This window comes from Acidovorax soli (assembly GCF_014207955.1).
GTDB classification, from domain to species: Bacteria; Pseudomonadota; Gammaproteobacteria; order Burkholderiales; family Burkholderiaceae_C; genus Acidovorax; species Acidovorax soli_A.
On the sequence record NZ_JACHLK010000033.1, the window covers coordinates 1 to 23,569 of the forward strand.

The 23,569-nt window shown below is 68.7% G+C and carries 27 protein-coding genes; 9 read left to right on the forward strand and 18 right to left on the reverse strand.

Features of this window, described 5'->3' with window-relative positions:
- Positions 1-149: 149 nt before the first annotated feature.
- Positions 150-623 carry a hypothetical protein gene (locus tag HNP48_RS34420; protein ID WP_184866013.1) on the reverse strand — a complete coding sequence of 158 codons (474 nt, stop codon included), beginning with the start codon at positions 621-623 and terminating at the stop codon, positions 150-152.
- Between the two features lie 536 nt (positions 624-1,159).
- Between HNP48_RS34420 and HNP48_RS34425 the strand changes: the two genes are divergently transcribed.
- On the forward strand, positions 1,160-1,519 hold the full coding sequence (locus tag HNP48_RS34425) for a hypothetical protein (protein ID WP_184866015.1): 360 nt from the start codon (positions 1,160-1,162) through the stop codon (positions 1,517-1,519).
- A 399-nt stretch (positions 1,520-1,918) separates the two neighbouring features.
- Here HNP48_RS34425 and HNP48_RS34430 read toward each other — a convergent pair whose 3' ends face one another.
- Together HNP48_RS34430 and HNP48_RS34435 are read right to left on the reverse strand one after the other, a co-directional pair.
- Entirely contained in the window at positions 1,919-2,599 is a 681-nt protein-coding gene (locus HNP48_RS34430; protein ID WP_184866017.1) for a hypothetical protein, read from the reverse strand.
- Positions 2,600-2,743: 144 nt separating this feature from the next.
- Positions 2,744-2,956 (reverse strand): hypothetical protein, encoded by a 213-nt coding sequence (locus tag HNP48_RS34435; RefSeq protein WP_184866019.1) that lies wholly within the window; start codon positions 2,954-2,956, stop codon positions 2,744-2,746.
- Positions 2,957-3,529: 573 nt separating this feature from the next.
- Here HNP48_RS34435 and HNP48_RS34440 point away from each other — a divergent pair.
- On the forward strand, positions 3,530-3,742 hold the full coding sequence (locus HNP48_RS34440) for a hypothetical protein (protein ID WP_184866021.1): 213 nt from the start codon (positions 3,530-3,532) through the stop codon (positions 3,740-3,742).
- Positions 3,743-3,830: 88 nt separating this feature from the next.
- Here the strand turns inward: HNP48_RS34440 and HNP48_RS34445 are convergent, their stop codons facing one another.
- The 6 genes from HNP48_RS34445 to HNP48_RS34470 form a co-directional block, all read right to left on the reverse strand.
- Positions 3,831-4,505: a hypothetical protein gene (locus HNP48_RS34445; protein WP_184866023.1), complete on the reverse strand. Its 675-nt coding sequence runs from the start codon at positions 4,503-4,505 to the stop codon at positions 3,831-3,833.
- A gap of 72 nt (positions 4,506-4,577) precedes the next feature.
- Complete coding sequence (locus tag HNP48_RS34450) at positions 4,578-5,084, reverse strand: MerR family transcriptional regulator (protein ID WP_184866024.1); 507 nt, start codon at positions 5,082-5,084, stop codon at positions 4,578-4,580.
- Positions 5,081-5,491, reverse strand: a complete 411-nt coding sequence (locus HNP48_RS34455; RefSeq protein ID WP_184866026.1) for a nuclear transport factor 2 family protein — start codon at positions 5,489-5,491, stop codon at positions 5,081-5,083. The genes HNP48_RS34450 and HNP48_RS34455 overlap by 4 nt, the downstream gene beginning before the upstream one ends.
- A 67-nt stretch (positions 5,492-5,558) precedes the next feature.
- Positions 5,559-6,497, reverse strand: coding sequence for a hypothetical protein (locus HNP48_RS34460; protein WP_184866028.1), 939 nt, complete (start codon positions 6,495-6,497; stop codon positions 5,559-5,561).
- 13 nt (positions 6,498-6,510) lie between these two features.
- Positions 6,511-7,671 carry an NADH:flavin oxidoreductase gene (locus HNP48_RS34465; protein WP_184866030.1) on the reverse strand — a complete coding sequence of 387 codons (1,161 nt, stop codon included), beginning with the start codon at positions 7,669-7,671 and terminating at the stop codon, positions 6,511-6,513.
- 1 nt (position 7,672) lies between these two features.
- The gene (locus tag HNP48_RS34470) at positions 7,673-8,071 is read right to left on the reverse strand and encodes a RidA family protein (protein ID WP_184866032.1); all 399 of its coding nucleotides are present in this window, start codon (positions 8,069-8,071) and stop codon (positions 7,673-7,675) included.
- A gap of 148 nt (positions 8,072-8,219) precedes the next feature.
- On the opposite strand from HNP48_RS34470, the gene HNP48_RS34475 reads away from it, so the two are divergent.
- Together HNP48_RS34475 and HNP48_RS34480 are read left to right on the forward strand one after the other, a co-directional pair.
- Entirely contained in the window at positions 8,220-9,107 is an 888-nt protein-coding gene (locus HNP48_RS34475; RefSeq protein WP_184866034.1) for a LysR substrate-binding domain-containing protein, read from the forward strand.
- A 76-nt stretch (positions 9,108-9,183) separates the two neighbouring features.
- Complete coding sequence (locus HNP48_RS34480) at positions 9,184-9,540, forward strand: hypothetical protein (RefSeq protein ID WP_184866052.1); 357 nt, start codon at positions 9,184-9,186, stop codon at positions 9,538-9,540.
- On the opposite strand, the gene HNP48_RS34485 is transcribed toward HNP48_RS34480, so the two are convergent.
- The 3 genes from HNP48_RS34485 to HNP48_RS34495 all read right to left on the reverse strand — a co-directional run bounded on the left by HNP48_RS34485 (position 9,518) and on the right by HNP48_RS34495 (position 11,942).
- Positions 9,518-9,859 (reverse strand): tetratricopeptide repeat protein, encoded by a 342-nt coding sequence (locus HNP48_RS34485; RefSeq protein WP_184866054.1) that lies wholly within the window; start codon positions 9,857-9,859, stop codon positions 9,518-9,520. The two genes, HNP48_RS34480 and HNP48_RS34485, sit on opposite strands and share 23 nt — an antisense overlap.
- Positions 9,860-9,959: 100 nt before the next feature.
- Positions 9,960-10,313 (reverse strand): hypothetical protein, encoded by a 354-nt coding sequence (locus HNP48_RS34490; protein ID WP_184866056.1) that lies wholly within the window; start codon positions 10,311-10,313, stop codon positions 9,960-9,962.
- Positions 10,314-10,589: 276 nt separating this feature from the next.
- On the reverse strand, positions 10,590-11,942 hold the full coding sequence (locus HNP48_RS34495) for an MATE family efflux transporter (protein WP_184866058.1): 1,353 nt from the start codon (positions 11,940-11,942) through the stop codon (positions 10,590-10,592).
- 184 nt (positions 11,943-12,126) lie between these two features.
- Here HNP48_RS34495 and HNP48_RS34500 point away from each other — a divergent pair, with 184 nt between their 5' ends.
- Genes HNP48_RS34500 through HNP48_RS34510 form a run of 3 tightly spaced genes read left to right on the forward strand, consistent with a single transcriptional unit; the run spans position 12,127 to position 13,435 of the window.
- The gene (locus tag HNP48_RS34500; RefSeq protein ID WP_184866067.1) at positions 12,127-12,402 is read left to right on the forward strand and encodes a hypothetical protein; all 276 of its coding nucleotides are present in this window, start codon (positions 12,127-12,129) and stop codon (positions 12,400-12,402) included.
- On the forward strand, positions 12,393-12,884 hold the full coding sequence (locus HNP48_RS34505; RefSeq protein WP_184866069.1) for a hypothetical protein: 492 nt from the start codon (positions 12,393-12,395) through the stop codon (positions 12,882-12,884). The genes HNP48_RS34500 and HNP48_RS34505 overlap by 10 nt, the downstream gene beginning before the upstream one ends.
- Complete coding sequence (locus tag HNP48_RS34510) at positions 12,881-13,435, forward strand: endonuclease V (protein WP_184866071.1); 555 nt, start codon at positions 12,881-12,883, stop codon at positions 13,433-13,435. Before HNP48_RS34505 ends, HNP48_RS34510 begins: the two co-directional genes overlap by 4 nt.
- Before the next feature lie 88 nt (positions 13,436-13,523).
- On the opposite strand, the gene fusA is transcribed toward HNP48_RS34510, so the two are convergent.
- From fusA to HNP48_RS34525, 3 genes are all read right to left on the reverse strand, one after another.
- Entirely contained in the window at positions 13,524-15,560 is a 2,037-nt protein-coding gene (fusA, locus tag HNP48_RS34515; RefSeq protein ID WP_184866073.1) for an elongation factor G, read from the reverse strand.
- 472 nt (positions 15,561-16,032) lie between these two features.
- On the reverse strand, positions 16,033-16,515 hold the full coding sequence (locus tag HNP48_RS34520; RefSeq protein ID WP_184866075.1) for a hypothetical protein: 483 nt from the start codon (positions 16,513-16,515) through the stop codon (positions 16,033-16,035).
- Positions 16,516-16,544: 29 nt separating this feature from the next.
- Positions 16,545-17,081, reverse strand: coding sequence for a GNAT family N-acetyltransferase (locus HNP48_RS34525; RefSeq protein ID WP_311773895.1), 537 nt, complete (start codon positions 17,079-17,081; stop codon positions 16,545-16,547).
- Between the two features lie 117 nt (positions 17,082-17,198).
- Between HNP48_RS34525 and HNP48_RS34530 the strand changes: the two genes are divergently transcribed.
- On the forward strand, positions 17,199-17,942 hold the full coding sequence (locus tag HNP48_RS34530; protein WP_184866077.1) for a TerC family protein: 744 nt from the start codon (positions 17,199-17,201) through the stop codon (positions 17,940-17,942).
- A gap of 30 nt (positions 17,943-17,972) precedes the next feature.
- On the opposite strand, the gene HNP48_RS34535 is transcribed toward HNP48_RS34530, so the two are convergent.
- Genes HNP48_RS34535 through HNP48_RS34545 form a run of 3 tightly spaced genes read right to left on the reverse strand, consistent with a single transcriptional unit; the run spans position 17,973 to position 22,883 of the window.
- Positions 17,973-20,192, reverse strand: a complete 2,220-nt coding sequence (locus HNP48_RS34535; RefSeq protein WP_184866079.1) for a response regulator — start codon at positions 20,190-20,192, stop codon at positions 17,973-17,975.
- Complete coding sequence (locus HNP48_RS34540; RefSeq protein WP_184866080.1) at positions 20,176-20,640, reverse strand: response regulator; 465 nt, start codon at positions 20,638-20,640, stop codon at positions 20,176-20,178. The genes HNP48_RS34535 and HNP48_RS34540 overlap by 17 nt, the downstream gene beginning before the upstream one ends.
- Positions 20,640-22,883 (reverse strand): ATP-binding protein, encoded by a 2,244-nt coding sequence (locus tag HNP48_RS34545; RefSeq protein WP_184866084.1) that lies wholly within the window; start codon positions 22,881-22,883, stop codon positions 20,640-20,642. The genes HNP48_RS34540 and HNP48_RS34545 overlap by 1 nt, the downstream gene beginning before the upstream one ends.
- 253 nt (positions 22,884-23,136) lie before the next feature.
- Between HNP48_RS34545 and HNP48_RS34550 the strand changes: the two genes are divergently transcribed.
- Positions 23,137-23,562 (forward strand): hypothetical protein, encoded by a 426-nt coding sequence (locus tag HNP48_RS34550; RefSeq protein ID WP_184866086.1) that lies wholly within the window; start codon positions 23,137-23,139, stop codon positions 23,560-23,562.
- The last annotated feature ends 7 nt before the right edge of the window (positions 23,563-23,569 follow it).

A 23,569-nucleotide genomic window follows, 5' to 3' on the forward strand; every position in this document is an offset into this window, starting at 1 on the left:
GCCCGCATGCTCTTGGGGCGGCTCAAATAGGTTTCTTCTACACCCTCTTGGCGGCCCAAGAGAAAGTTACTGCGCCGCCGGGCGCACATCCCGGCTCCCGCCCTCAGCAGAGGCATGAAGTCAAAACAGCCGCTTCACCGCCCAGCCCGTCACTCACTCTCAAAGCTCAACTCGTGCCTCGCCCCCAACGGCACAGGGCCCGACCCCTCGTCATCATCCTGCGGCGGCGGCGGCACGGCGTTGGCCAGCAGGCGCGGCTCCAGGCACATCTGCAGGTACAGGTGATCGCGCAGCACGGCCCTGCCAGGGCCGAACTCCTGGGGCGGGGGGCGCTCGTCGCCGGGCTCGAAGAGCACGTCGATCTCGACCTTGGCGCCCCGGGGCGGGTTCAGGAACTCCTGCGCGGCGGCGATGGCCTCGATCCAGACGAAGGCGCCCGCGATCTCGGCGGTGGCGAAGGCCGAGGAGGGCAGGTTCAGGCCGGAGTGCACCATGGAGTAGTCGTGCCAGGCCATGTAGGGGTTCACATGCGCGGCCAGGCAGACCTCGAGCGCGGCCTGCTCTGCCTGCGCAGCCTTGTCTTCGCTGTCGGCATCCTCGGGGTAGGCAAGCACTAGTCGCATGGGCTGCTCCAGGTCATCAAAACATCCTAACGTCCACCCCGGTGTTGATCAATCAATCAATTGCCATGGGAACCGGCGCACCGGCGGCGGGCGCTGGCGGGGGCCCGCTACGCCGGCGCGGGGGTGGGGTGGGGCCCCAAGGGCTCGGGCGGCAGGGGGTTGCCGGGCCGGGGTTCGGGCACGGGGTCCACCGGCCCCATGGGATGGGGGTGGGTGGCACCGGGGCGCGCCCGCCACAGCAGCGGCAGTAGCAGAAGCCACTGCAAAAGAGGGTGCGGCACGGGCGTGGGGAGCAGCGGCGGCGACAGCATGTTGGTGGCTTTCAGAGGACGGCTGAACAGGCGGCAAGGTCAGCGGCTCCCCATGATGGCGCCGGCGTGGGGCCTGCGCTGTCAGACAGATGCGCAATGTGCTAGGCGATAGGTTGGGACCCAGGTGTGCAGGTAAGGGGCGGCCCGCCCGTTTCTTTTTGTGTAAAACGTTGCGAATTGCGTAGTGCGGCCCCACAATGGCCCGCTTGACCAGGGAGCGTCTTGATGCCGATGGAGTTCATGCTCGAGCTGTCGCAGGGCGATCTGCCCCGAACGGTGGGCGACGCCCGGGGCATCGACTGCGTGCGCGTGCTGGCGGCGGCCCACCTGGTGCAGGCGGTTCTGCCCGAGGTGGGCTGTGCGCTGCAAAGCGCACAGGTGCTGGCCATCACCGCCGAGGGGCGTGCGGCCTTGCGCAAGGCCTACCCGGAGCGGGACTTCCGCTTCCTGACCGGCCCTGCCCATGGCGCGGCTGGCACAGCGCCCGGCCCGTCGCTGTTCCCCCGCTGGCTGCCTACGCTCCAGGCACGTGGCGCACCGCCCCCGCGCGAGGCGGCCGACAGCGGGATTGCGCCGCTGAAGTGAAACACCCCCTGAGTCGCTTCGCGCCTTCCCCCTCTCTCTCCTCGCTGCGCGAGTCGGGAGGGGGACGCCCCCAGTGCGGCGGGGCGGCCCTTGCACGGGGGCACTGGCCATGGCCGTGCCAGTTTCGTGCCTTGCTGGTGGAGCGCGGCGCCGTTGAAAACTGAGAAGAAGAGGAACAACCCGGGCCTGCCCAGGGCGTTGTCCGAAAGGGGTGATGCCCCGGCCCGCGTGGCACTTGGCTGCTGTGCGCTGGATGGAGGGTTCCGAGCGCTGTGCGCCTTGATTGGCACGGCGGGGTGGGGTTGCAGGGGCCTGCAGTGCAGCGCCGCCATGCTGAATCCATGCATCCCTTCCTGGTGGACAACGCGGTGGACAGGCCCCGGTTGCAAACCATAGCCGTCAAGATCCGTCCTTGGCCTTGCCCGGGGCGGCGGTGTCGCTGCCCTGGAGGCCCTCTGCGCCCTGGCCCCGGGGCCCGCGGCTGCGCGCACTGCGCCAGGCGTTGAATTCTTCGGTGAATTTCTGGTAGCGCTCGGCGCGCCACAGGTCGTACTCTTCGTCGAGCAGGCGCATCTGCTCCTCGCGCCAGGCCAGGTAGTCGGGGTCGTAGCGCCGCTGGCTGCCACGGTGGGACGGGGAGCGGTCGTTGTGGTCGATGCCATCTGGCCCGCCATTCCCTGCGTAGCCGCCGTCCGGCCGGCCGTCGTGGCCATAACCGTAGCTGCGGCCTGGGCGGTTGCCGGGGGCCGTGGCGCCCTGCTGCAGGCCGCGGTCGTCGGGGCGGTAGTGCTGCTCCGGCCTGTACAGGGCACGGGGCTCGTGGCCGCCAATGTCGGGGGCGCGGGTACCGTAGCCGTAGCCGGTGCCGTAGCGTTCATGCCCGCTGCCGCGCGGGGGCTCATGCCCTTCCCATGTGCGCGGGCCCGGGTAGGTCTGGCCATCGCGGCGCGCACGCAGGCTGTCCAGGGAGACGGAGTGGCTGGTGTGCAGGTCTTCGTCGCGGCCCAGGTCGGGGTGGTCGTGGTCGCGGCCCATGCCGTGGCGCGAAAAGCCGCTGTCGTCGCTGTCTCGGTATCCCATTGTCTTGCTCCTTGGGGCGTGCGGCGGCACCCGGCGGGTGGTGGAGAGGGGGGGGAGGAAGGAACTGCGGCCCGCAAGCCGCTGTGCGCGGAGGGCGCGAACGCGCGCCCCGGGTGCCGGACTGTGCGGGCCGCAGAAACCGGCTCAATGCTGGGTCTTGGGGGACCGCTGGTTCGACGACGATTCACCCTGCTGGCGGCTGGCCTCGCTGTGCTGCTGCTGGCCTGGCTGGCCCTGTTGGCGGCTGCCCGAGCTGCCGGTGCTCTGCTCCTGCTGGCGCTCGCCCGATGGCTTGCGCTGCTGGTGGTTGTCGTCCTGGTTCGGGTGGTTGCTGCCTTGAGGGTTGTTCTTGGGCATACCTGTTCTCCTGTTGGGTGAAGTGAAAACATTGCACACGACGACCGTGTGTGGGTCCATTCTTGGGCGCCAGGGTGGGGGCGCCTTGTAGGTTTTGTCCTATGCGCCGGTCGGAAAAACGCCCACCCCGGTAAGCAGATGCACGGGCTGTATCCAGGGGGCATGCAGGCCTGCAAAATGTAAGCAGCGGCAAGAGCTTGCGGCATTTTTCGGACCTGCCGGACGGTGCCAAAAGCTTGGGGTGCCGTCCTACAAACCCAGCCATCGGCGGCCCACTACCATGGCTGCGCCGTGAGGGGTGCTGTGGACCCCGGATCGGCGTCTCTCCCTCGTGACCATCGCGAGTTGGGCCCGCCGCCGAGCGGGCCCTTTTTTAGGGCGCTGGCGCGCCGCGCGGCCTGTTACGAATGGCTTACTTTTTGCGCTGTCTTTGTTGGACAAGCGGCCAGCAGGGTGTTGCTACCATGGGGTATCTGGGCATCGCTCAGAGCCGATCCAGGGACCCAGCCCCGTATGCCAATCTCGTCAGCCGTTTTCAGATTCACGCGCGATGGGCGCGAATCGCACAGCACCATGATCAGCGCGACCACCGACGCGATGAGCGTCGTGCTCGTCTGGCAGGCGCTGGGTGCGGGGCGCAGGCACGAGGTGCTGGACGACAGCGGCGAGGAGTTCCTTGTGGTGCGCCTGAGCTACCCGGCCGAGCAGGCCGAGCAGGCCATCAGCGACCTGGACGAGCAGTGCGACACCCATGGGGTGTTGCGCGAGGCGATGGCCGGGGGCTGAACGCCCGGCCTGCGACACTGCCGCTGCCGCAGCCCTTGCGTGGGCGGCCATCCACCTGTTCCATCGATTCTTCTACCAAGGCTGCTGCTCATTGCAGCCAATGGAAGGGCACGCTCTTGAGTTCGTGCCCGTTCCATGCAGAGACGGTGCCATAGACCTCGCGGCCCGCAGGGGTCTGCCGCACCTGGATCAGGCCCAGGTGGTAGTGGTAGCCGTCGCCGTTGGCCGCGCGCGCCTCGTTGATGGCCCGGGCCGCCGCATCGGTGTGCTGCAGCGCCGTGCCCATGGCGGCCAGCAGCACGGCCACGCCGATGCCCATGGCAATGGGCCAGCGCGTGCTGCGCTGGCGCAGGCCGGCGGCGGCGATGGCCTCGCGCACCGCGGGCGTGCCCAGCTCACGCGCCAGCCAGGCCATCAGCACCACGGTGAAGACCAGCAGCACGCCGCCAAGGGCGGCCAGCGCCGCGTGGGCCCGGGCCATGGCCAGCGTGAGGCCTGGGGGCTGCATGAGCGGCGAGAGCAGCACCACGGCACCGAGCAGGGCCAGCATGGAGACCGCCATGCGCCGCACGATGGACGCCGCGCGCAGGCTGCCGCGCAGCAGGAAGATGCCGCCCAGTGCGGCAAAGATGTTGAAGCTGGAGAGGTAGGGCACATCCAGCGCCACGCAGACCAGCCAGGCCGCGATGTCCACGCTGCCCACGATGAGCAGCGCCAGGCCGGTGCGGCGCAGGTGGGGGCGGTGGGCGGTGTCGGTGGGCATGGGGCAGGGCGGCGGGGGATGCGGGAGTCTACGCCGGTGCGCTGGTTTCCCCCGGGCCGATGCGCCAGCACATCAGTCCTTGCTTGCACGGCGGCGCTTGGGCTTGCCTGTGGGCGCAGTCAGCGCTGCGGGCCTGGCTTGCTCGTGTGGCAACACCCGTGGCGGCTGGCCGGTGCCGATCCACTCGTCGTAGAAAGCGATCTTGCCGTCGATGAGCTCCAGCGCCTGCAGCCACTCGGCGATGGTGGCCTGGGCGCGTGCGCGGTGGGCCAGCAGCAGGTCCTTGCGCTGGCGCAGGCTGGCGCGGCCCTGGCACACCAGGTCGGTGTACTGGCGCATCTCGGCAATCGACATGCCGGTGTGGCGCAGCCGCTCCATCAGTTGAAGCCAGTCCAGGTGCCGCGTGTGGTAGACGCGCCGGCCCGCGGCATCGCGTGCGACGTTGGGCATCAGACCCTGGGCTTCGTACCAGCGGATGGCATGCACGCTGCGCCCGCTCAATGCCGCCAGCTCGCCGATGCGCAGCAGCCCGCCACGGCCTGGCTGGCGGCGGCCCTGGTGGTCGTCGCCGCCGCTCATGTGCCCGGCCTCGCAGGGGGCGCCAGCACGGCCTGGGCCAGCGCGGTGTCCATGTACTCGGTGAGCTCCTTGAGCTGGCCGCCTTCGAGCCGGCACACGTAGCAGTACTGGTTGTGGTAAGGCTGGCCGGCCTTGGTGGTGACACGGCCCTGGCATTCGATCACCACGTGCTCGCCCTCGGCGATGAAGCGCTGGGCGGTGTTGGTGTAGCGGTCGGCGAACTGCGCCATAAGTGGCCCGAGCAGCTCTTCGCGCACGGCCTGCTTGCCGCGGTAGCTGCCGCGCCAGGGGCCTTCGCTCTTGAAGGTCCAGCAGAAATCGTCGGCCATGGCATCGACCAGCGGGCGGCCGTTGCCTTGTGCCAGTTCGGAAAAGATGGCTTGCATGAGTGCCTTGTTCGCTTGCATGGTGGGCTCCAAAAAGAAAAGAAAAAGGGGTGGAGCCGTGATTGGGCAAGCTGGAGTGCACTCTATGTCAAGTGGCGCGATCGCGCTGCTCCACCTGCCGGCGTGCCGCCCGGCTGCAGTCGGCACCGTGGGGGTGGTCCGCCGAGTCCGGCCGGCGCAGGCGGCACATGCGGGCCTGCAGGGCGGCAAAGTCCTCGCGCGGGCCCAGCGCGTACTGCACGAAATGGGCGATGGCCTGGCCTTCGCGCTGTGCCATGGCTTCAGCGGTTTCACCGTTTTGCCCGTAGTGCCAGACCGTCCACAAGGCGCCCAGGTCGCCGTCGATGCGCAGCACCGCGTGGTGGTGCTGGTCCTGGCGCCCGCCGTAGACCATGGCGTTGCACAGCAGAACGGCCTGCCCGGGTTCGGTGGGCAGAGCCCTGGGCGGTGGCGTGCCTTCGCGGCACTCGGCCTGGCGGCCGGGGCCCGTGGTGCGCAGGCGGCTGAGGTCCAGCAGGCGCAGGCGGTTGTAAGGCAAGGCCTGCCGCGTGGCGGCCCAGGGGTTGTCGCAGACGGCGCGCGCCCATTCGCGGGTCAGCAGGGCACACAGCGGCGGCTGGCCCGGGGCGGAATGGTCCCAGCCATAGGCGTCCACCACCACGGACAGGCTGTCCAGCGGCAGGGGCTGGCCGGGGTCGGCCGCGTCGCGCAGGAACTGCTGGCGGGCATCGGCCGCTCGCCGGCGGTCGCCCTGGCGGTCCAGTGAGAACGACATGCCCCGGCCGACATGCTCCGGAAGTGCCACGAAGGGCAGCACCAGCGGGCGTTGCGCGATGGAGACGTGGATGTCGGTGGCCAGCAGGCGTGTGTCGACCGAGGTACGTGCCTTGTCGGGCCGGGGTGCGTCCCCGTCTTGCGTGCAGGTGGCAAGTGCGGCCACCGCAAGGCACAGCACCCCGGCCAGTGCGGCAGCGCGCCCGAGGAAGGATGTGGGGCGGCTGGCACGTTCAGGGGTTGCTGGGGTCATCAAGGGGGTGGTCTCATGCAGGGCTTTGCATGCAGTGTTGCGGGCCTGTGTGAGGTGACGATGAAGTCTGCTGCGCTGCGCGGTGGCGGGCCGCGTTGGCCAGGTCCGCAATGGGCGCCAGCAGCTCGCGGTCGAAGTGGATATGCCCCGCACCGCTGCGCAGCCGGGCCGGCCAGTCGGCATGCGTGAGCGCGCCGCGGCCCAGCGTGATGCCGTCGGCCTCCTGCCGCGCCAGCAGGCCTTGGGCCTGCCCAGCTTCGTGCAGCGAACCGTTGGCCAGCACCGGCACCGCGGCATGGCGCCGCGCCAGCGCGGCCAGGCTGGGGCCGTGCTCGCCAAACGCCGGGCGCCAGGCCTCGAACTCGGTGGTGTGCAGGTAGTCGATGGGCTGCGCACCCAGCGTGCCGAAGATCTGCGCGGCGTCGGCCTCGCCGCCCTCCCACTGGTGGGTGAAGTCGTTGACCTTTGCTTGCGAGATGCGCACGCCGATGGCGAAGCCGCCGGTCGTGGACTGGCGGACGGCCTGGATAACCTCGACCACCAGCCGCAGGCGGTTGGCCAGGCTACCGCCGTAGCCGTCGTCGCGCTGGTTGGTGTGGCTGGTCAGGAACTGGTCCAGCAGGTAGCCGTTGGCGCCGTGGATTTCAACCCCGTCGAAGCCGGCCTGCTGCGCCCGGCGCGCCGCCTGGGCAAAGCCGTCGATGGCTTCGGCGATATCGGCGGTGGTCATCGCCTGCGGCATGCGGTAGGGCCCTTCACCGCGGTAGAAAGCCATCTGCTGGCCACGGGGCTGAACGGCCGAAGGCGCCATGGCCGTGGTGCGGTGCGGGTTGCCCTGCGACAGGGCGCCTGCATGCATCAGTTGGGCCACGATGCGGCCGCCGTGTGCATGCACGCCGTCCACCACGGGCCGCCAGGCATCGCGCTGCGCCGCATCCGCCAGGCCGGGCTGGAACAGGTAGCCCTGGGCGTGGGCCGCATCCGTATAGATGCCCTCGGTGATGACCAGGCCAAAGCCGCCCGCGGCAAAGTCTGCGTAGTAATCGGCCATGGCTTGCGTGGCGTGGCCCTGCGCCGTGGCGCTGACGCGGGTCATCGGTGCCACGGCCAGGCGGTTGGGCAGCTCCAGGGCGCCGCCCAGGTGCAGCGGTGTGAACAGTGCATGGCCGGCCATCTCAGCGGCCCTCCGGCTGGCGGACGGCGGCGATGGCCTCGATCTCGATCATGGCGGCGGGGTCGTACAAGGCCTTGATCTCGGCAATGGTGTCGGCCGGGTAGGGGGCCGAGAAAAAGCGCCGGCGCAGCGTGACCACATCGGCAAAGTGCCCAATGTCGGTGACGAAGATGGTGACCTTGATGACGTCCTTCAGGCTGGAGCCGCCGGCCTCCAGCGCGCGGCGCAGGTTGGCAAAGGCCTGCTCGCCCTGGGCCAGAAAGCCGCCGGGCACGATCTGGCCATCGTCGGCCGCACCGGCCTGGCCAGAGATGAACAGCAGGTCGCCAAAGCGGATGCCCTGCGAGAGCAGGAAGGGTGCGTAGTTGTCGGGCTGGGTGGTGATGCGTTCGAGTTGCATGGTGAACATCCTTTCATTCGTGGCCGGCCGGTGCAGAAGAGGGTGGTGGCCGATCCGTGGTTTGAATGTAGGGATTGCAGGGCGTGGTGACAAAGGTTGATATGTCACCTGTAAGATGAGGTGAATTCATCCATTCGCCGGAACCACCATGCAACGCCGCTCCCTTCCGCTTTCTGCGCTGCGCGCCTTCGAGGCGGCGGCGCGCCTGGGCAGCTTCAAGGCCGCGGCCGAAGAGCTGGCAGTGACGCCCACGGCCGTCAGCCACCAGATCCGCGCGCTGGAGGCGCAGGTGGGCCTGGTGCTGTTCGAGCGCCAGGTGCGCAAGGTGCTGCTGACCGAGACCGGTGCCCAGCTCTACCCGGTGCTGCGCGATGGCTTCGATGCGTTTGCGGCCACGCTGGCGCGGCTGACGCAGCAGCGCACGCGGGCGCAGGTGGGCATCTCGGCGACCAACGCCTTCACCGTGAAATGGCTGGTGCCGCGCATGGCCGATTTTCGGCAGCGGCACCCCGGCATCGACCTGCAGCTGCAGGCCAGCGACGAGGTGGTCGACCTGCGCTCCAGCGCCGTCGACATCGCCGTGCGCTATGGCCGGGGGCCCTACCCCGGGCTGGTGACCGAGCCCTTGTTCACCGACCGCTTTGCCCCCGTGGCCAACCCGCGCCTGGGCATCGCTTCGCCGCAGGACCTGGCCCGCGTGCCCTGGATCCGCTTCGACTGGAGGCGCCCCCACCCCGAGAACCCGACCTGGGAGCGCTGGTTCGCACGGGCGCGGCGGCGCCCGCCCGCGCAGGCGGGCCAGCTGCGCTTTTCAGACGAGGGGCATGCCATACAAGCGGCCGTGGCAGGCCATGGCATCGCGTTGGTCAGCCTGGCGCTGGTGGCCGAGGAACTGCGGGCCGGCCACCTGGTGCAGCCCTTCGGCCCCGTCATCGAGGGCCATACCTACCACCTGGCCATGCATGCCGACCGGTCGCCTTCGGCTGCCGTGCAGGCGGTGGCGCAGTGGCTGCGCATGCAGGCGGTGGGAGGGTAGAACGGGCAGGTGCGTGCTCGGCTACTATCGCCGACAAGGCCTCAGGCCGATCCACCCCATCACCGATCACCGCGACATGCTTGCTGCCCTCTACTATGTGCTGATGCTTGCGCTTGGCTACGCCGTGTACCGCTACGGCCAGAAGCTGCTGGCCCAGGGCCTGCGCGACGAGAGTGGCGAGATCGCCAAACCGCCGCTGGGGCCGGTGGGCTTTGTGGTGTGTGCCGGCATTGCCTGCTTTCTGGGCTTTGGCCTGCTGCGCGCGTTGGTCCAAGGGCAGATCGAGTGCGTCGGCAAGGGCTGTAGGGGGCAGGTCTACACCCTGGCCGAGCAGGCGGGCCAGTACTGGGGCAATGTGTTCTTCCTCGCGTGGATGGTGGCTTTCTTGGCCTATGCGCTGTACGTGACGTTCAGGATCTGGTCACGGGGCTGATGACCGCTGTTGCGCCCTGCAGGCGGCGCAGAAAGACCTGCATCTCCTTGAAGGCCTGCTTGTCGCCCTTGCGCTCGGCCACGGCCAGGCCCTGGGTCCAGGCCTGCTGTGCGGCCCCGGTGTGGCCGCCCGCTGCATGGGCCTTGCCGAGCAGCTTCCACGCGGCCGAGTAGTCGGGGTCGCGTTGCAGCGACTGCTCCAGGTGGGTGATGGCCGTGGCGGGCTCGTTCATCTGGAGGTAGTGGGCGCCCAGCGTGAAGCGCAGCAGGGCGTTGTCCACGCCGCGCTGGAGCAGGGATTCGAGTGCCTGGATGTCCATGGGTGCCGGGCCCGGCGGGCCAGAAGTGTTGCGTTGCCCATGGTTGTAAAACATCAACCACACTTGAGGTCAAGCGCCGGCACACCCCAGCAGGGCTCGGTCAGCGTGCTGCGGGATGGCGCCGGGGATGGATGAGCAGGGCGAACACCGCGTACTGCACGATGCCCAGGGCCACCCAGGCGCTCCAGCGCGGTGCGGACAGCCCCACCATCAAGGCATAGGCGGCGCACACGCCGAACACGCCGCTCAGGGTGACATAGGCCAGCAGCTGGCCCAGGTCGGGGCCATCCGTCCTCTTGCCCCAGAAGTAGGCAAAGATGACCGGCAGCGGCATGAGGATCAGCACCGCCAGGCCTGCGCCATGGCAGTCCCCACGGCAGCGGTCGCCTGCATGGGCCAGGGGGCCGACGAGGTTCCAGAGAACAAAGGCGAGGGTCAGGGCGTGGCGGCGCACGGCAGGGGCTCCTGGAAGGAAGAACAAAGCAAAGGAATCTGGGTTGCGCGGGCGTTGATGGCCCTACCGCGTGGCCCGCAGGAAGGATGTTCGGCCTGCGATCCCTGCCATTCTGGGGCGGGCCGGCCCTTGGCATTGCCGGGTGAAACCCATGGGAACCGGGCTTCTTCCTGGCATTGGCGGGGGAACTTTTGGCGGCCAGCGCCGTGCTCACCAAGCTGCCCTCCAGGTGCCATCTGGCCAACTGGCGTTGGGCGGGGTCAGGCCCGCCGGGCCCTAAACCAACCGCGTGATCGGCCGCTTGCGCCACACGGCGTGGAAGTAGGTGGCCTGCAGCGCCAGCGCGCACAGGTAGGTCAGCGGGTAGCTGGCCCACAGGCCCTGCAGCCCCAGCGGGTGCTGCAGCGCATAGGCCAGCGGCACCAGCACAAACGCCAGGCACGACAGCGAGATGGTGGTGGGCACCCGCACCGTGCCCGCCGAACGCATGACCCCGGTGAACACGCTGGCCAGGCCGAAGGCCAGGCTGCCCCACACGGTGATGCGCAGCACCGTGGCGGCCAGGCCCACCACGGCCGGGTCGCTGGTGAACAGGCGGGTGGCCAGCGGCGAGGCGATGGCCACGATGAGGGCCAGCCCGCCCGTGAGCGCCAGGTTCATCCACAGCCCCACGCGCGTGACGCGGCGCAGCTCCTCGGGGTTGCCCGCACCAATGGCCTGCGCTGCAAACACCGAGGCCGCGATGGCGATGGACATGGCGGGCAGCTGCACATAGGCCATCACCTGGTTCACCGTGCCCCAGGCCGCCGTGGCCTGCCAGCCGTAGCCGTTGACCAGGCGCAGCAGCATCACATCGGCCAGCGAGCTGGTGATGAAGAACAGCCCCGTGGGCACACCCAGCCGCACCACGGTGCCGAGCAGGGGCACATCCCAGCGCAGGTGGGGGCGCAGGTGCCTGAAGGCCAGCAGATGGTCCTTGCGGTGCAGGTGCCACGCCAGCCAGGCGACGGCCACGGCATTGCCGATCAAACTCGCCCAGCCCGCACTGGCCGTGCCCAGCCGGGGCAAGCCGAGCCAGCCCAGGATGAAGGCCGGCGTGAGCAGCATCCACAGGCCCGAGGCCAGCACCAGCACGCGCAGCGGCGTGGCCGTGTCGCCCAGGCCGCGCAGCAGCGCCGCGGCCAACTGGTGCGCAAACAGCAGCGGCATGGCCACGAAGAGCACGCGCGCATAGGCTATCGCGTCGGGCAGCACATCCTCGGCCGTGCCCAGCACGCGCAGCAGCTCGCCAATCACCGCCGCCCCCAGCACGGCCACGGCGCAGCCCAGCACCAGGCCCCCAACCAGCACGGCCCCGGCCACGCGGCGCACCTTGTCGGGGTCGCGCGCGCCCCAGGCCTGGCCGACCAGCACGGAAGACCCCGCGCCCAGCCCGATCACGAAGGCGATGCAGCACATGAACAGCGGAAAGAAGCTGACCGCCGCCGCCAGCGCACGCGCGCCCAGCAACTGCCCCAGGCAGATGGTGACCACCGTGCCGCCCAGGGCCTGCAGCAGGTTGGTGGCGACCAGGGGGCCGAGGAAGCGCAGGAAGCGGCGGGGGAGGGGGGCGTTGTTGTCTGGTGGCATGGGAGGGCCATGGTAGGCGGCGTGGCTGCGGGCCGGCAAGCGCTGGTTGGCGCTGGTTGGTGCTTGTTGGCGCGGGAATACAACAGGCCCATCGGGGTTCTGTCAACACATGCGCAGAGCGGCATCTGCAAAGTCTTGGTGGATCCCTGTGCAGGGTCGCCCCTGCTGGTATAAATCAGCCAGCATGCCCAACAGCAGCCCTCAAGGCCTACCTTCTGCCGATGCCTGGCCTGCCGGCCCGCTCTACACCGTCCACGTCCAGGACAACCGCTCGTACATGGCGGGCTCCTGCGACGTGCTGGACCCTGCGGCCGGCTGCCCCGCATGCCCGGCCTGCGGGTTACGCACCGACCCGGACTTCACCGCACCCAACTTTCGCCTGCGCAGCAAGCGCTACGACCTGTCGTGCTGCTACATCAGCGAATTCAACTCCCTGGATACTGAAAAAACATGTTGGTAGTACAGCCTGATCGGTATGACGGTGCAAGAGCCGCACGGTCTCTTGTCTCCGATATTTTTTCTGTTCAGCAGGGGCGAGCCGTGGCGGAGATCTTCCTGGACAAGGATCACGAAATTGACGTCTCGTTCCCAGCCCCCTATGGAGAGCTGGATTTAGGAGCAATCGGGTTTGCCTTTCAAGTCCTTGCCAACTTGATGGCTTTCGATCGTGTCGTGCAACAGTCCTGCGTTGATGAATGCAAACGGACCGGTCTTCACAGCGATAGCTATGAGAGCGATCTCGCAGGCATTGCTCTCGATGCAGAGCAAATTACGCTGCACTACTATGGCGCGGTGGTCAATACAGAGTGGTATGAGGTGTTTTCACTCTGCGAAGGGGACTGGGTGCATACGCGAAGCGGAACGGCCGCTGGCACTGGGGCCGTGGTCCATCTGGAGGGCCCGCAAGGCCTGCACTCTGGCATCGTCAACGCAACCCAATGAGAATCGCAATTCTGGACGTGGACTACCGGAGCAACGTTGCCCGTGCCGCCTGTGTCACCGCCCCGTCATGGGCCACTGAGCTTCCCCTCGCCACGCATGTGTCGGACATCGAGTCGGTGCAGGAGTACGAGCCCGGGGCTTTCTACAAGCGTGAGTTGCCATGCCTGCTGCGGGTTCTGGAGCAGCTTGCAGCCAAGCCCGACGTGATCGTGATCGATGGCTATGTGTGGCTGGATGGTGCCTGCCGGCCAGGGTTGGGCGCGCACCTCTATCAAGCTCTGGGGAATGCGACGCCGGTGGTGGGCGTTGCCAAGACGGCGTTCCATGGGGCCGAGACATGCCCCGCCGTGGTCCAGGTGCGGCGGGGCACCTCGGCGCGGCCTTTGTTCGTGACGGCCGTTGGTGTCGATCTGGCAGAGGCGGCAGGCTGGGTGAGGGGCATGGCGGGCCTGCACCGAATTCCCTCGCTGCTGGCCGCTGTGGACCAGTTGTCCAGATCGACCTTTGAAACCCCACCGGGCGCATCCGCTGCCAATGCCGTGGCGGGTTGAGCACAAGAAAAAAAGGGGCGCAGACCTCGTCCACGCCCCTCTCTCCTTTTTGCATCACCGGGCTGTACAGCCCGGCACGCCAGTCGGCTCAGCCCACCAGCTCGGCAGCCTGCGCCGCAGGCACCACCCCGTAGTGGTCCAGCTGCATCGAATACTGCGCCCGGCCTGACGACAGGGCCCGCAGGCTGCCGATGTAGCCGAACATCTCTTTGAGCGGTACCTGGGCCTCGACCGTGGCGGCGTTGCCGCGCTGGCCTTGGCCGCGCACCACACCGCGGCGGCGGTTCAGGTCGCCGATGGCGTCGCCCAGGTAGTCGGCGGGGGTGATGACCTCGACGGCCATCACCGGCTCCAGCACCTGGGGCGCTGCCTTGGCAAAGCCTTCGCGGAAGGCGGCCATGGCCGCCAGCTCGAAGGCCAGCGTGGACGAGTCGCGCTCATGGAAGCTGCCGTCCACCAGGGTGGCGGCAAAGTCCACGGCCGGGTAGCCGGCGACCACGCCTGCCAGGGCGGCGCGGCGGATGCCGGCCTCCACGGCGGGGATGAACTCGCGCGGCACGGCGCCGCCCACGATGCTGCTTTCAAAGCGGATGCCTTCGCCTCTGGGCAGGGGCTCCAGCACCAACTTCACCTCGGCGAACTGGCCGGGGCCGCCCGATTGCTTTTTGTGCACATGGTGTACCTCCACACTCTTCGAAATGGTTTCGCGATAAGCCACCTGGGGGCGACCCACCGACACGTTCACGCCGTGGCGTGCGCGCAGCTTCTCGACCGAGACTTCGAGCTGCAGCTCGCCCATGCCGGACAGAATGGTCTGGCCGGATTCGGCGTCGTGCTGCAGGCGCAGGCTCGGGTCCTCGCGCAGCAGGGACTGCAGGGCCTTGGACAGGCCTTGCTGGTCCGCACTGGTGCGGGGCTCGATGGCCACGTGGATCACGGGCTCGGGTACGCTGATCTCTTCCAGCACCACGGGGTGGGCCGGGTCGCTCAGCGTGTGGCCGGTCAGCGTGTCCTTGAGGCCCACGATGGCCGCGATGTCGCCCGCCACCAGCTCGTCGCGCTCGATGTGCTTGTCGGCATGCACTTCGTGCAGGCGCGACACGCGCTCGGTCTTGCCCGTGCTGGTGTTGAGCACCACGTCGCCACGGGCCAGGCGGCCTGCGTACACGCGCACGAACACCTTGGCGCCATGGTCGTCGGTGACGACCTTGAAGGCCAGGGCCTTGAACGGGTCCGCAGCGCTCTCGCCACCATCGCGCACGATGTCTTCGGGCGCGGGCAGGTAGTCCACCACGGCGTCGAGCAAGGGCTCCACACCACGGTTCTTGAAGGCCGAGCCGGCCAGCGCGGGCACAAAGGCACCTGCCAGCACACCCTTGCGGATGGCGGCGCGCAGCACGTCCACGGCGATGTCGTCGCCGTTCACGTAGGCCTGCAGGGCGGCTTCGTCCTGCTCCACGGCGGCCTCGACCAGGCGGACGCGCTCGCGCGCGGCCTGCTCGGCCAGGTCGGCGGGGATGTCGGCCTCGCGGTAGGGCTCGCTTGCGTCATCCTTGTCCCAAATGCGCGCGCGCAGGCTCAAGAGGTCCACCACGCCGCGGAAGTCGCCTTCCGCGCCAATGGGGATCTGCAGCGGCACCACGCGCACGCCCAGGCGCTCTTGCATCATGGCCACCACGCGGTGGAAGTCGGCTCCCACGCGGTCGAGCTTGTTGATGAAGGCGATGCGCGGCACGCGGTACTTGTCGGCCAGGCGCCAGTTGGTCTCGGTCTGCGGCTCCACGCCGGCCACGCCGTCGAACACGACGACCGCGCCATCGAGCACGCGCAGCGAGCGGTTCACCTCGATGTTGAAGTCGATGTGGCCGGGCGTGTCGATCAGGTTGAGCTGCGTGCCCTTCCAGTGCACGGTGACGGCCGCGCTGTTGATGGTGATGCCGCGCTTTTGCTCCTGCGGGTCGAAGTCCATGTGCGCCGTGCCGTCGTGCACTTCGCCGATGCGGTGGCTTTCGCCCGTGTAGAACAGGATGCGTTCGGTGGTCGTGGTCTTGCCCGCGTCGACGTGGGCAATGACGCCCAGGTTGCGCAGTTGGCGGGTAACGGGGGTGCGGAATGTCTTGGTCATGGCGAATCTTTCAATCAATCACTTGCTTTTTGCGGCTGCACTCGGCCCTGCGAGCAGCTGCCGCCTGGTTGTTGGCTTTGCGCCAGCCCAGGCGAGTGAATGAAGAATTCGCCTGGTCGCTAGCGTCTGAGAGTGGTGCTGTCGCCGGAGCCCGGGCGCACGGGGCTCATGCTCCGGCGGTCGGGAATCGTGGCGATCAACTTGTCGTAGGTACGCATGGGTTGGTCCAAAAAATCAGGTCAGAAAACAAAAAACCCCGGGGGACGGAGCCTGCCGGGGTTCTATGGTCCGGAAGGCGCGCAGCCCTCCGATACGCGATCGATGGGCGTTACTGGGTGGCGAACGATGCCTTGATCACGTTGGTGAGGATTTTCATAGTGGTGTGGATTATCCGCGCAGTGCAGCAAGTGTGCAAGCAAGCCTTGCTATCGCCACGATAGCTAGCGCCGCAAGTGGGCCTGCGGCAATGGGCTCATGCGCGGCCCACGATGCGCCGCGCCTGGGCCTCGCTCACCATCTCGCCGCGCGGCCACTGCAGGTAAGGGCGCAGGGTGATGCGGTCCACCTCGCTCAGCGGCTCGCGCAGCGCGGGCACCAGGGCCCGCACCTGGGGCCAGGGCGCATGCTCCGCCAACGCGGCATAGAACTGCATGAGCTTTTGCACGTTGTCGGCCGGGTCGCCTTGTTCCAGCGGGCGCAGGTCGCACACGAAGTTGAACTGGAAGACGTTGATGCAGCGTTGCCAGGTGTCATGCACCAGGGCGTGCTCGGGGTTCTCGTAGAGCATCAGGTTGACGATGTCCACGCCCTTGGCCTCGGGCCCGCGCAGTGCTTCGCGGATGGGCTTGAGGCGGCGCGGAAACCAGTCTGCAAAGCCCCAGTGCGCAGCGGTCAGCGCGAGGTCGCGCTTGCGCGCGGTGGTGTAGAAGTAGAAGCGGACGCTGGCGATGGTCATGCTCGGGTGCTGTGGGTTGTTGCAGCAGCTTAGCTTGCCACAATGGCCCAGCGCTCATGGTCGCGCCAGCGCCCGCCGATCTTGAGGTACCTGGGCGAGTAGCCTTCCTTGCTGAAACCGCAGGATCGCACCAGCGCCAGCGAGGCAGTATTGCCAGGCTGGATATTGGCCTCCAGCCGGTGCAGCTTCAGCGTGCGAAAGGCATGTCGAACAGCCTGTGTGAGGCCTTCGCGCATCAGGCCCTGGCGCTCGAAGCCTGCGAAGGCGTAGTAGCCCAGATAGGCGCTGCAGAACGGCCCCATGACCATGTTGGTGATGTTGACCACGCCCGCCAGCTCTGGCGTGCCGGCTTCGTTTTGCAGCACGACCAGCAGGCCACACTGGCTGGGCGCCTGCATGCGCTCGGCATAGGCCGCGAACTGCTCGGGGGTGGCGGGCGGTGACACCCAGGGCCGGTGCAGCGCGCGGCTGGCGCGCACGGCGGCGAGAAAGGCTTGCTGGTACCCGGCGTGCAGGGGCAAAAGCCGAACGCGGGTGGTGGTCGATGGTTTGCGGCGGGTGGTCACGGGCGCGATTCTGGCGCATGGGCAGAGGGTGCGCGCCAGACCTGGTGCGTTTTGGCGTGCATCCACTTAAGATGCCTGACCAGCCAGTCGTTCAACCCCGCCAACCCGGTGCCCGCCATGAACTACCTGCAAACCCTTGTCTCGGACCCCGCCGCCTGGGTGGCCCTGGTCACGCTGATCGCGATGGAGGTGGTGCTGGGCATCGACAACCTGATCTTCATCTCCATCCTTACCAACAAGCTGCCCGAGAAGGACCGCGCCCGGGCGCGCAACATCGGCATCGGTGCGGCGCTGGTGATGCGGCTGGCCTTGCTGGGCACGATTGCCTTCATCGTGGGGCTCACGGCCACGGTGTTCACGGTGTTCGGCAAGGGCTTTTCGTGGCGCGACATCATTCTCATCGCGGGCGGGCTCTTCCTGGTGTGGAAGGCGACCAAGGAGATCCACCACAGCGTGGACCCCGATCCCGGGCCCGATGTCTTCACGCCGCAGGGCGTGGGGCTCTCGGTGCCGGCCGCGATCGGGCAGATCCTGCTGCTGGACCTGGTGTTCTCCATCGACAGCATCATCACCGCCGTGGGCATGACGGAGCACATTCCCATCATGGTGGTGGCGGTGCTCGTCACGGTGGGGGTGATGCTGTTCGCGGCCACGCCGCTGGCCAATTTCATCCAGGCCAACCCGACCATCGTGATGCTGGCGCTGGGCTTCTTGCTGCTGATCGGCACCACGCTGATCGCCGAGGGCTTTGGCGCAGCCATCCCCAAGGGGTACATCTACGCGGCCATGGCGTTCTCGGCGCTGGTGGAGCTGCTCAACATGTTCTCGCGCCGGGCCCGGCAGCGCAAGGCGGGGCAGTGATGGGAGGGCCGGGGCGGGGTGGATGCCAGCTCAGGTGTCCTTGATGACTTCCTGGACGCGCCGGGCCAGCGCGTCCATCTCGAAGGGCTTGGTCATGACGTGCATGCCGGCCTCCAGGCGGCCCTCGTCGAACGCGGTCTGTGCGTAGCCGGTGACGAACAGCACCTTGAGGGCCGGGCGCTCGCTGCGGGCGGCGTCGGCCACCTGGCGGCCGTTCATGCCGCCGGGCAGGCCCACATCGGTGATGAGCAGGTCGATGGGTCGGTCCGTGCGCAGCCAGCGCATGGCCTCGGCGCCGTTGCCGGCCTCCAGGGTGGCGTAGCCCAGGTCCTGCATGAGCTCGACGATCAGCATGCGCAGGGCGGCCTCGTCGTCCACCACGAGCACGGTCTCGCCCTGGTGCGCGCGCGGCGCGGCGGCCGGGCCTTGCTCGGCGGTGCCCTGCTCGGGCGCGTGCTCACTGCGCGGCAGTTCGATGCACACCGAGGTGCCCACGCCCGGCTGCGACTGGAGGCTGACCCGCCCGCCGGACTGCTTGGCAAAGCCGTACACCATGGACAGCCCCAGGCCCGTGCCCATGCCCAGGGGCTTGGTGGTGAAGAAGGGGTCGAAGGCCATGGCCGCGACCTCGGGCGCCATGCCCACGCCGTTGTCGCGCACGCACATGCACACATAGGCGCCGGGCGGGAGGTCGGCGGCACCGGCCGTGCGCGCGTCCAGCAGGCGGTTGGCGGTCTCGATCACGATGCGCCCGCCCTGGGGCAGGGCATCGCGCGCGTTGATGCACAGGTTGAGCAGGGCGCTCTCGATCTGGCTGGCGTCCACGTGCACGTTCCACAGGTCGGGGGCGGCAATGATCTCGATGGCGATCTCGGGGCCCACGGTGCGGCGCAGCAGCTCTTCCATGCCGTGCACGAGCTCGTTGAGCGCCAGGGTCTTGGGCTCCAGCGTCTGCCGGCGCGAGAAGGCCAGCAGCCGGTGGGTGAGCGATGCGGCGCGCTTGGCCGCGCCCTGGGCCACGCCGATGTAGCGCTCCATGTCGGGCGTGAGGCGGGCGCTGCCGCGGCGGCGCAGCAGCTCCAGCGAGCCGGTGATGGAGGCCAGCAGGTTGTTGAAGTCGTGCGCCAGGCCACCCGTGAGCTGGCCCACGGCCTCGAGCTTCTGGCTTTGGCGCAGTTGCTCCTTGGCGGCTTCGAGCTCGGCGGCGCGCTCCTCGACCTGGCGTTCCAGCGAGGCCGCGAAGTCCTGCAGCGCCTTTTGCGCTTCCCGGCGCGCCAGCACGGAGCGCAGCCGGTAGCCGACCTCGCGCACGAACTCCACCTCGTCTTCGGCCCAGGCGCGGGGCTGGCTGTGGTTGAGGTACAGCAGGCCGACCAGGTTGCCCTGCTCGCTCAGCGGCATGTTGAGCACGGCGCGTGCCGAGATGGCCTCCAGCGCATGGGCGGTCTCGCGGGTGCGCGGGTCTTCGCGGGCGTCGGAAAAGGCCACGGTGACGCCGCGTGCCAGGTCGTCGATGTAGGAGCCGTAGTCGCGGAACTGCAGCACGCCGGCCAGGCTGTGCACGCCAGGGGCGTTCCAGTCGCGCTCGATGGTGATGGTCTCTGCAGCCTTGTCGACCAGGCCGTAGCCGGCACGGTCCACGTTGAACTGGCTGGCCAGGGTCTCGGCGGCGGTGTAGCCGATCTCGACCACGTCGTCCATGTCGCGGATGCGGTCCGAGAGTTCCACCAGCGCCAGACGCCGGGCTTCGGCGCGGTTGAGGGCGGCGTCGATCTCGCGCAGGCGGTGCTCGGCCGCACCCAGGGTGCGCCGGCTGGCGGCCTCTTGCAGGGCCCGGTCCAGCACGAAGGGCAGACGGGCCAGGCGGTTCTTGCTCACGTAGTCGGTGGCGCCGCGCTTGAGCAGCTCGACGGCGTTGTCCTCGCCGATGACGCCCGAGACGAAGATGAAGGGAACCTCGGGCGCATGCTGGCGCGCCGCGTCCAGCGCAGCGCCGCCCGAAAATGCCGGCAGCTCGAAGTCGGACAGGATCACATCGAAGCGCTGCTGCGTGAGTGCGCGCACGTAGCCGGCCTCATCGCTGGCGATGGTGGTGTGGGTGCCTGGGCGCGCGCTGGCCAGGGCCTCGACCAGCAGTTCGGCGTCAAAGCGCGAATCTTCGAGGATCAGCACCCGCAGCGGCGCGGGCGGCCGCGCCTGGGCGCCTGCCGTGTCCAGGGTGGCCATGGCCTGTTCAAGCGTGCTCGTCATGGCGGTGGACCCGGTAGGAGCCTGGAGGCGGTTCGTTCAGCACGGCCCAGAAGACGCCCAGGTCGCCGATGGCCGACACGAAGCGGTCGAAGGCGACGGGCTTGACGACATAGGCGTTCACGCCCAGCTCGTAGCTTTTGACGACGTCGTTCTCTTCCTGGGAGGAGGTGAGCATCACCACCGGCAGGCTGCGCAGCGCAGGGTCGGCGCGCACGGCCTGCAGCACTTCGAGCCCGTTGACCTTGGGCAGCTTGAGGTCCAGCAGCACCACGGCCGGGTTGCCCGCATCGCGCCCGGAGAAATCGCCTTCGCGGCGCAGGTAGTCCAGCGCCTGTGCGCCGTCGCGCACCACCACGACTTCGTTGGCCAACTGGCTGCGCTCCAGCGCGATCAGGGTGAGTTCGAGGTCGCGTTTGTCGTCTTCGACGAGCAGGATGGGTTTGAGCATCATGGGCTCCCAGGCGGTAGGGCGGAAGTGTTGGGGGGGCTGGCGGCTTGGGTGCGGGGCAGGGTGAAGCCAAAGCGCGCACCCTGCCCGGGCGCGCCCCAGGCCCAGACGCTGCCGCCATGGCGCTCGACGATGCGCTTGACGATGGCCAGGCCGATTCCCGTGCCCTCGAATTCCTCGGCCTGGTGCAGGCGCTGGAACACGCCGAACAGCTTGCCCGCATACTCCATCTTGAAGCCCACGCCATTGTCGTGCACTTCGATGCCGTCCCCTTCGGGCCTGTGGATGGCGCGCACGGCGATGTGGGCCGGGTCGCGGCCGCGGGTGTACTTCAGGGCGTTGCTCAGGTAGTTGCGCGCGGCCATCTGCAGCAGCAGGGGGTCGGCCAGCAGCTCGGGGAAGGCGGGGTCGAGCGACCACTGTACGCGCCGCTCGGGCTCCTGGCGCGAGAGTTCGTGCACGAGGTCCTGCAGCAGCACCTGCATGTCGACGGGGCGCTGCTTGAGTGCGGCCCGGCCCATGCGCGAGAAGTCGAGCAGCGCATCGACCAGTTGCCCGGCGTAGGCCGCGGCATCCTTGACGTTGCCCAGGTAGCGCAGGGCGCGCTCGGACAGGGCTTTGCGCTCGAGCTCGACCACCAGGTCCACATAGCCGGCAATGTGGCGCATGGGGGCGCGCAGGTCGTGCGAGACGGTGTAGGAGAAGGCTTCGAGCTCCTTGTTCACGCGCGCGAGCTCGTGCGCCACCTCGGCAAATTCTTCGGCGCGGCGCAGCACGATGCCGATGAGCGCCTGGCGCAGCTCGCCGGCCACGGCCACTTCGGCCGCAGACCAGGGGGCCGAGGTGCCGCGGATGCTTTCTTGCCAGCTCTCGAAGCTGCGGCGCGGGTGGATGCGGCCGTCGGCGGCCAGGGTGTTCTTGCGCGGGTTGCCGGCCCAGGTGACGGTTTTCACGATCTCGGGGCGGAACCACAGGATCACGTGGCGGTGCACCTGCGAGATGGACACCGCCAGCACGCCGGCGGGCATGTCCGGCAGCGCCCGCGCGGGCGCATAGTCCTGCGCCAGCTGGTGGCTGTGGAAGACCTCCACGCCCAGGCCCGCGACCCAGTTGGCCAGGTCCTTGATGGCGCCATCGGGGGGCACGTCGCCCACGCTCCACACGTCTTCGTCGCGCACCACGGCCGCGCCGCTGGCCTGGGCGAAGTGCAGCAGGGTGGGCACCTCGGCCAGCAGGCTCAGGGTGCCGTCGCTGTCGGCGAGGTGGGCCACAATGTCCAGCGTGTGCTGGCGCAGGGCCAGCCGCTCAGTGACCTGGCTGGTGGCCTGCTTGGACTGGATCTGCAGGGCCAGCAGCTGGCCCAGGTGCTCGCAGGCCAGGCGGGTGGAGACGCCGATGAAGCGTGGCGCATGGTCGTGGCAGGAGATCAGGCCCCACAGCCGCCCCTCGATCACGATGGAGACCGACATGGACGCCAGCGTGCCCATGTTGCGCATGTATTCCAGGTGCGCGGGCGAGACGCTGCGCAGCTGTGCCTGCGACAGGTCGATGTCGGCGGGTGCCAGGCTGCGGTCGTCGATGCGCAGGGGCACGGGGCTGTAGTGGGCGTCGGCGATCTGGCGGAAGTGGTTGAGCACGTAGAGCGCGCGCGCCTGCTGGGGAATGTCGTCCGCCGGGAAATGGTGGCCGGCATAGCTGTCGTAGCCCGGGTCGGTGTCTTCGGCCAGCACCTGGCCGTGGCCGGCCTCGTCGAAGCGGTAGACCAGACAGCGGCCGAATCCGCTCAGGCGCTTCATCTCGGTGGCGGCCAGTTGGGCCAGCCCGTTGATGGAGTCGGCTCCCTGCAGGCGCGGCAGGAAGACCCGGGTGAGCGAGTAGATGGGCGCGTCGTTGCCGTCGGTGGGGAAGGCGGGCTCGAACTCGACCAGCAGGTGGCGTTCGGTGCGGTGGGCCGACACATCCCAGCGCTCTTGCACCTGCCCGAAGCCCCAAACCCCCAGGGAGACGGGCGCAGCGCCGGGCGCCAGGGTGGCCGCGGTGCCACTGTGCAGCCGGGCGAGCGCGGCTTCCAGGGCCGGTGCGGTCCAGTTGTCGCTGCGGGCCACGGGGTGGCGGGCCGACGGGTCGAGCACCAGCAGGCGGCCGTGCGGCTGGATGGCCCCGGGCACGCGGATGGGCTCTGCATGGCAGGCCGACAGATCGGGGTCAACGGGGGCGCGGGGCGTATCCAGGAGGGATGACATGAATGAAGATGGAGGGACCCCCCGACCAACCGGAGCATCGACATTCCATCATGCCTTCAAACCGCAGGGGCGCACGTCGGATAGGTCCTACGGCTGTGCCAGCCGGGAAGAGGTAGGCAGGACAGGACAGGCCTGGGCGGGTGAAAAGCTGCCAATGTCCCCGACAATGGCGCCAAAACCGCCACCCACCGCAGGAGCCAACCCATGGCCGCCAAGGAAAGGATCGCCGCGCATGCCGGGCACCGATGATCGAATGCTCCGCCCCGCAGGGCACAGGCCACTGGCCCTGCGCCTGGCACTTGCGCTGCTCAATCTCGGGGGCCTGCTGCTGTGCGGCTCTCTGGTGGCCTTGCTGCGCGGCTTTTCGCTGTCGTGGTTGCACAATGCCAGCATCGCGCTCAATGGGCTGGCCATGCTGTCGTTGCTGCTGGCCTTGGGGGCAGTCTTCTTTGCGCGCGGGCCGGGCTTGCTGCAGCTTGCAGCCTTGCGCGCCAATCAGCTGGTGCTCGCGGGCTGCCTGGGCTTGGCGGCCTGGAGCGTGGCGGCCAAGCCCGAGGCAGCGCCAGGGGCCGCCATGCTGGCGGGGACGGCATGCGTGCTCTTTGGCGCGAACATCCTGGGATTGCGGCGCCCGGCACCATCACAGCCACAGGCGGGGGGCGCAAGACCACTGGGGTGAGGCCCGC